We start from the raw sequence: 6,217 nt of genomic DNA, 5'->3' as shown, positions 1-6,217 counted from the left end.
GTATTTTATCTGAATATAAATTATAAACAGGCCAAAATTTTTCAGCTTCTTTTGGTGTAAGGTTTAAAGCATTAGTTATATATGATGTTTTAAATGCTTTTATTTTTTGTCTATTTATTTGCTGTTGAGCAAATGCAGCACTAGTGGAAAGTAGTATTGTAAATAAAATTAATAGTAATTTTTTCATGTTCTAATTTTTAATTTTCATAAATTAAATTTTCTAAATCTTCATCATTTAAATACTCTAAAACTTCATCATCAGAGAGTGAGGAGCTATAAATATCACTTTTTAATTCAATTTCCGGATATATTGAAGCAATACTTAAAGCATCAATATCAATATTCCCATTATCAATCCAAGTTTCAATTTCTGAAGAAGCTAAAGATTCAAATGTAAGGGGTGCTGAGTTATTGTTCAAAACAAAAAACAATAGGAGTGAGGCCGCAATCCCAATTGGCACTACAAATTTAATAAATCTACTTTTTAAGGATATTACTTTTGGTGTTGTTTTAATTTTAGATAAAACTTGATCTTCTAGTGTATCAAAGTAATTTTTGGGTATTGTTGATTCAGTATTATTTTGAATTGCTGCTGCTTTCAATTTTGCAAGTACAATATCTTCAATTGAATTGAAGTAGTTTTCGGGTGTTTTAAATGTTTTTTCAGTTTCTTTTTTAAGAAGATTTTCAGATTTTAATTCAGCAATAACAGCATCTTCAATAGAATCGAAATAATTTTCGGGTATTTCAAAACCAACCTTTTCAAGTGAAATTTCACTTAATTTTGGAGCTATTTTATGTAAATCTTTTCTTTTCATTTGTTAGTTTGACTATTTATAACTAAAATAGTTTAATATGATTTTAAGAATTCTTCAATTTTTTTAACAGCATGAAAATAGGATGCTTTTAGAGCGCCTACTGAAGTTCCAAGAACTTCAGAAATATCAGTATATTTCATTTCATCATAATATTTCATGTTAAATACTAATTGTTGCTTTTGTGGTAATGTAAAAATTGCTTTTTGTAATAAAAGCTGAATTTCATCACCTGAATAATTAGTATCTTCTTGTAAATCATTCGCCATTTTATGCTGTAATTCACTAATATCTATATGTTGTTTTGCTGCTTTTTTGTTTATAAAAGTAATAGCTTCATTTGTAGCAATTCGGTACATCCAAGAATACAATTTGCTATTTTCTTTAAATGAATGAATGTTTTTAAAAACTTTTATAAAGGTATTTTGAAGAACATCATCAGCATCATCATGTGATAACACAATTTTACGAATATGCCAATACAAACGTTCTTTGTATAAAGACATTAAATCTCGAAATGCTTGTTCTTGCGTATCAGGGTTTTTAAGTTGAGCAACCAATAATTCTTCGTCTTTCACACGTTTCATTTAGTACTTAGACTTTGAAAGTTACTAAAGGTTTAATTTAAAAACAAAAATTACTTCAAATTCTCAAATTTTATTTTGTGTAACCAAATAATCGATCTTTTTTAATAATTTCAGGGATTCCATCAGGTAACATTTCTTCCCAACCATTTTCTCTATTAGAAATCATTTCTAAAACCGTTTTCGAGTAAACGCCTAATATTTCAGAATTATAATCTTTTATGTCTACAACTTTTCCATTGTATTTAAAGAATTTATACAATTCTTTCATACGAGGGTGTACCATTAGATTTTCACTAGTTTTAATTTCTCCAGTACTTCTATCTTTAGTAGGATATAAATAAACCTTAAGGTCTTTGAAGAATAATTTACCAAAAGCCTCTAAAATTCCTCCACTTAAATTACGGTAATATTTTTCGTCAAAAATTTGTACAAAATTGTTGACACCCATAGCTAAACCTATTCTTCCTTTGGTGAATTCAGATAAATATTCAACCAACTTGTAGTATTCTTGATAATTGGTAATCATAACATTTTGGCCTAGAGAACAAAGTAACTCAGCTCTTTCTAAAAAGTCTCTTTCATCAATTTCTCCCTCGGAAATTAAGTTGGTTAATGTAATCTCAAAAATAATTTTAGTATTGTCTTTGTTAACCTTTTTTTTATTTATAAATAGTTGTTCTGCAAGTTTAAGCATATCCATATTTACTTTAGTTACAGGTCTAAAACTACCTCGCAGCGCTAAAATATTTGCCTTATATAGTTGTTGAGCAGGTAATAGGTTATTTCCATCTGGTCCAAACATTACAGCATTAGTCATTCTGTTTTTAACTAATAATAAACTCATTAATCGGTTATCAACATCTGAAAAACAAGGTCCAGAAAAATTAATCATATCAATTTCAAGTTGAACTTCATGTAAGTTATCATACAATGATTTCAACAATTCTTTTGGCTTATTATTTAAGTAAAACGCTCCATAAATTAAGTTTACACCTAAAACACCCAGTGTTTCCTGTTGTAATTTTACGTCAGTTTCTTTAAATCTAACATGTAAAATAATTTCATTATAATTTTCTAAAGGATCTAATTGAAATTTTAATCCAACCCAACCATGTCCTTTAAATTTTTTGGCAAAATCAATAGTCGTTACTGTGTTTGCATATGAGAAAAACACCTTTCCAGGGTGATCTTTTCTGCTTAATCTATCTTCTGTAAGTTCAATTTCATGATGAAGCATTTTTTTTAATCGTTCTTCAGTAACATAACGACCATCCTCTTCAACACCATAAATAGCATCAGAAAAATGTTTGTCATAAGCACTCATTGCTTTGGCAATAGTTCCTGAACCTCCACCAGACCTGAAAAAATGACGAACAGTTTCTTGACCAGCACCTATTTCCGCAAATGTTCCATAAATATATTTATTCAAATTTATCTTAAGCGCTTTTGCTTTACTTGAAGGAACAAGATTAATTTCTGTATCACCTTTTAACTTTAGAGCCATTTTAATTTTTTAGTTTTTGCAAAAGTAGTAAAAAATGAGAGTTATTAGAAATTGAAAAAAAAGAAGGGTGAAAATTTAATTTTCACCCTTCTTTAATGTATAGTATTTAATTAAATATTACATATTTTTAAGTTCACTTACCAATTCAGTTAATGCACTCTTGGCATCTCCAAAAAGCATTGAAGTTTTAGTATTGAAGAATAATTCATTTTCAATACCTGCATAACCAGCATTCATAGTACGTTTGTTTACTATAATATGTTTTGCATTTTCTACATCTAAAATTGGCATTCCATAAATAGGACTAGCAGGATCGTTATGAGCAGCTGGATTAACAACATCATTAGCTCCAACAACTAATACCACATCAGTATTTGGAAATTGTGGATTAATATCGTCCATTTCAATTAGCTTATCATAATCTACATTACTTTCAGCTAATAACACGTTCATGTGTCCTGGCATACGACCTGCAACGGGGTGAATAGCATAGGATACATCAACACCTTTTTTTGTCAAAAGAGTTTCTAGTTCGTGAATTACGTGTTGAGCTTGTGCAACTGCTAAACCATAGCCAGGTACTATCACAACTTTGTTTGCATAGTTCAATAAAATAGCAGAATCACTTGCAGTTGTTTTTTTGATACTTCCGCCAGATTTTCCAGTTGCAGCAACTGTATCAGAATCTCCACCAAATGCACCAAATATTACACCAGATAGTGAGCGGTTCATAGCTTTACACATAACAAAAGTTAAAATTAAACCGGCTGAACCAACTAAGATACCTCCAACTAACATTACCATGTTGCCATATAAAACACCAGTAATAGCTGCGGCTATACCTGTTAGAGAATTTAAAAGAGAAATTACTACTGGCATATCTGCACCTCCAATTGGGATTACAAATAAAATACCATATATTAAAGAAGCCACTAGTAAAATAGTAATTAATAGAAAACTATCGGTATTCATTAGCACAATATATGTTGCGAATGCTGCAAGTGCTAAAAACATCACATTATTAATAAGGTTGTACTTTGGAAGTCTTATATCTTTCATTGAACCATTTAATTTAGCCCAAGCTATTAAACTTCCTGTGAAAGTGATACTTCCAATAATTATTGCCGCTAGTATAGTTGTTATTATTGATGCAGATGCTTTCATAGAATCTTCTACTCCCACATTCTTATTGAATTCAATTAACCCAATTAATAAGGCACTTCCACCACCAAATCCATTGAATAAAGACACCAATTCAGGCATTTTTGTCATTTCAACTTTCATGGCTATTAACCAGCCAATTATTGTTCCTACAAGAAGTGCAGCCCCAATTAATATATAATTTATTAGAGGTACATTTTCGAAACCGTGTAAAAATAAAGTTCCAATAATAGCTAGAATCATACCGGTAGCTGAAATGAAATTTCCTTTTTTAGCAGTTTCAGGATGTCCTAGAAATTTTAAACCGATAACAAAAGTAACGGTTGCAATTAAATAGATAATACTTAATGTTATACTCATTATTTTTTCTTTTTAAACATTTGTAACATACGGTCGGTTACAGCAAAACCACCAACTACATTTATAATTCCTAATACTACAGCAACAAATCCCATACCTAAAGCTAAGGGAGTATCCGCTTTTAACATTACTAATAATGCTCCTATAATTACAACACCACTTAAAGCGTTTGCTCCTGACATTAGAGGAGTGTGTAATACTGATGGAACATTTTTTATTAATTCTACACCAATAAATATCGCTAAAATCAGGATATATATTAATTCTAGATTATTGCTAATAAATTTTAATAATTCATTCATATTTATTCAGTTTTAGTTTTTTCTAATTTTACCATCATGAACAATTAATGTTCCATCTGTAATCTCTTCTTCTAATTCCCATTTAAATTGGTTCTCTTCAGTTAAATGCATTAAGAAATTGTACATGTTTTTTGCGTACAATTCGCTAGCATTAGTAGATACACTTTCTGGTGCCATTGTAGTTCCAATAATTTTCACACCATTTGTGATAACGGTTTCTCCCATTTTACTTAGCTCGCAGTTTCCACCTTGTGCAGCTGCTAAGTCAATAATAATTGCACCATTTTTCATTTGAGAAACTTGTTCAGCAGAAATTAATACAGGAGCTTTACGTCCTGGTACCATTGCAGTTGTTATTACTAAATCAGCTTGAAATAATGATTTGTTTACGGCTTCTTTTTGTCTGAGTGCATAATCTTCTGATGCTTCTTTTGCGTAACCACCTTCAGATTCTTCTCCAGTATTATCAACAGAAATAAATTTTGCACCTAAAGATTCAGTTTGTTCTTTGGTTTCCATTCTAATATCTGTAGCTTCAACTACTGCACCTAAACGTTTTGCAGTGGCAATTGCTTGTAAACCAGCAACACCAACACCATAAATTAATACCCTTGATGGGATAATGGTTCCTGCAGCTGTCATCATTAAAGGGAATATTTTTGTCATTTCATGTGCTCCAGTAATTACAGCTTTATAACCTGCTAAATTACTTTGAGAACTTAAAACATCCATATCCTGTGCTCTTGAAATACGAGGCATTGCATCCATTGAAAAAGCTGTAGCACCTGTTTTTGCAATTGCTTCAATTAACTCAGGTTGTGATTTATAGTATAACTGACTCATTAAAATTTGATCTTTGTTTACTAATTTTAAATCATCACTATCAAATGGATTAATTTTTATTAAAATAGTTGATTCTTTAAAAACTTGATCTCTATTTTTTATAACAGCACCAACGGAAGTGAAATCAGAGTCTTTAAATGAAGATTTTGTACCTGCATCTTGTTCAACCAAAATTTCAAACCCTTTTCCAATCAATTGTTTGGCTATATTGGGTGAAATAGCAACACGCTTCTCACTTAATGGTGTTTCTTTTAATACGCCTATTTTCATATATTAATGGTTTTATTGTGTATAAAATTATATAAATTAGTATTCTGTAAATTATAAAAAAGAAAACTAACAATAATGCTAGTTTGGTTTATATATAGTAGTATAATCATATTAAAAAAATGTTATTCATTATAAAAAGTATACTGTTGTTCATTTTTTAATGATAATTGTGTAAATATAGGTATTTATTCAAGGTTTGAAGTTGATATTAATCAAATTTTTTTCGAACTTATACAGTGTGTAATAATTATTACAATTATTTCATTAAAAGTTTAATTCAAATTTATTTAGGACTATACTTAATTAACAATTGTAAGTAATTTTACACTATCTAACCTTTTTTTTTAGTTATACTTGTACTTTATTATATAAAAT

General features: G+C 29.4%; 6 protein-coding genes and 1 pseudogene. All 7 read right to left on the bottom strand.

Annotated features, from left to right (window positions below):
• Positions 1–187 (bottom strand): annotated as a pseudogene (locus tag Q0352_RS02605) (sensor of ECF-type sigma factor); the annotation flags it as partial.
• A 10-nt stretch (positions 188–197) separates the two neighbouring features.
• The gene (locus tag Q0352_RS02600) at positions 198–818 is read right to left on the bottom strand and encodes a hypothetical protein (protein WP_299523155.1); all 621 of its coding nucleotides are present in this window, start codon (positions 816–818) and stop codon (positions 198–200) included.
• 32 nt (positions 819–850) lie between these two features.
• The gene (locus tag Q0352_RS02595; protein WP_299523152.1) at positions 851–1,402 is read right to left on the bottom strand and encodes an RNA polymerase sigma factor; all 552 of its coding nucleotides are present in this window, start codon (positions 1,400–1,402) and stop codon (positions 851–853) included.
• Positions 1,403–1,472: 70 nt separating this feature from the next.
• Positions 1,473–2,906: a TonB-dependent receptor gene (locus Q0352_RS02590; RefSeq protein WP_299523149.1), complete on the bottom strand. Its 1,434-nt coding sequence runs from the start codon at positions 2,904–2,906 to the stop codon at positions 1,473–1,475.
• Between the two features lie 117 nt (positions 2,907–3,023).
• Positions 3,024–4,427, bottom strand: coding sequence for an NAD(P)(+) transhydrogenase (Re/Si-specific) subunit beta (locus tag Q0352_RS02585; RefSeq protein ID WP_299523146.1), 1,404 nt, complete (start codon positions 4,425–4,427; stop codon positions 3,024–3,026).
• Entirely contained in the window at positions 4,427–4,729 is a 303-nt protein-coding gene (locus Q0352_RS02580) for an NAD(P) transhydrogenase subunit alpha (RefSeq protein WP_299523142.1), read from the bottom strand. Before Q0352_RS02580 ends, Q0352_RS02585 begins: the two co-directional genes overlap by 1 nt.
• 12 nt (positions 4,730–4,741) lie before the next feature.
• The gene (locus Q0352_RS02575) at positions 4,742–5,842 is read right to left on the bottom strand and encodes a Re/Si-specific NAD(P)(+) transhydrogenase subunit alpha (RefSeq protein ID WP_299523139.1); all 1,101 of its coding nucleotides are present in this window, start codon (positions 5,840–5,842) and stop codon (positions 4,742–4,744) included.
• Positions 5,843–6,217: the final 375 nt, after the last annotated feature.

The sequence above is a fragment of the uncultured Lutibacter sp. genome (assembly GCF_937891065.1).
Lineage (GTDB): Bacteria > Bacteroidota > Bacteroidia > Flavobacteriales > Flavobacteriaceae > Lutibacter.
This window is presented reverse-complemented; position numbering and strand designations above follow the sequence as displayed.

What these genes read in the sequence shown, in the direction of transcription:
- Q0352_RS02575 (WP_299523139.1), bottom strand. Translation starts at nt 5,842, where the DNA reads ATGAAAATAGGCGTATTAAAAGAAACACCATTAAGTGAGAAGCGTGTT.
- Q0352_RS02595 (WP_299523152.1), bottom strand. Translation starts at nt 1,402, where the DNA reads ATGAAACGTGTGAAAGACGAAGAATTATTGGTTGCTCAACTTAAAAAC.
- Q0352_RS02590 (WP_299523149.1), bottom strand. Translation starts at nt 2,906, where the DNA reads ATGGCTCTAAAGTTAAAAGGTGATACAGAAATTAATCTTGTTCCTTCA.
- Q0352_RS02580 (WP_299523142.1), bottom strand. Translation starts at nt 4,729, where the DNA reads ATGAATGAATTATTAAAATTTATTAGCAATAATCTAGAATTAATATAT.
- Q0352_RS02600 (WP_299523155.1), bottom strand. Translation starts at nt 818, where the DNA reads ATGAAAAGAAAAGATTTACATAAAATAGCTCCAAAATTAAGTGAAATT.
- Q0352_RS02585 (WP_299523146.1), bottom strand. Translation starts at nt 4,427, where the DNA reads ATGAGTATAACATTAAGTATTATCTATTTAATTGCAACCGTTACTTTT.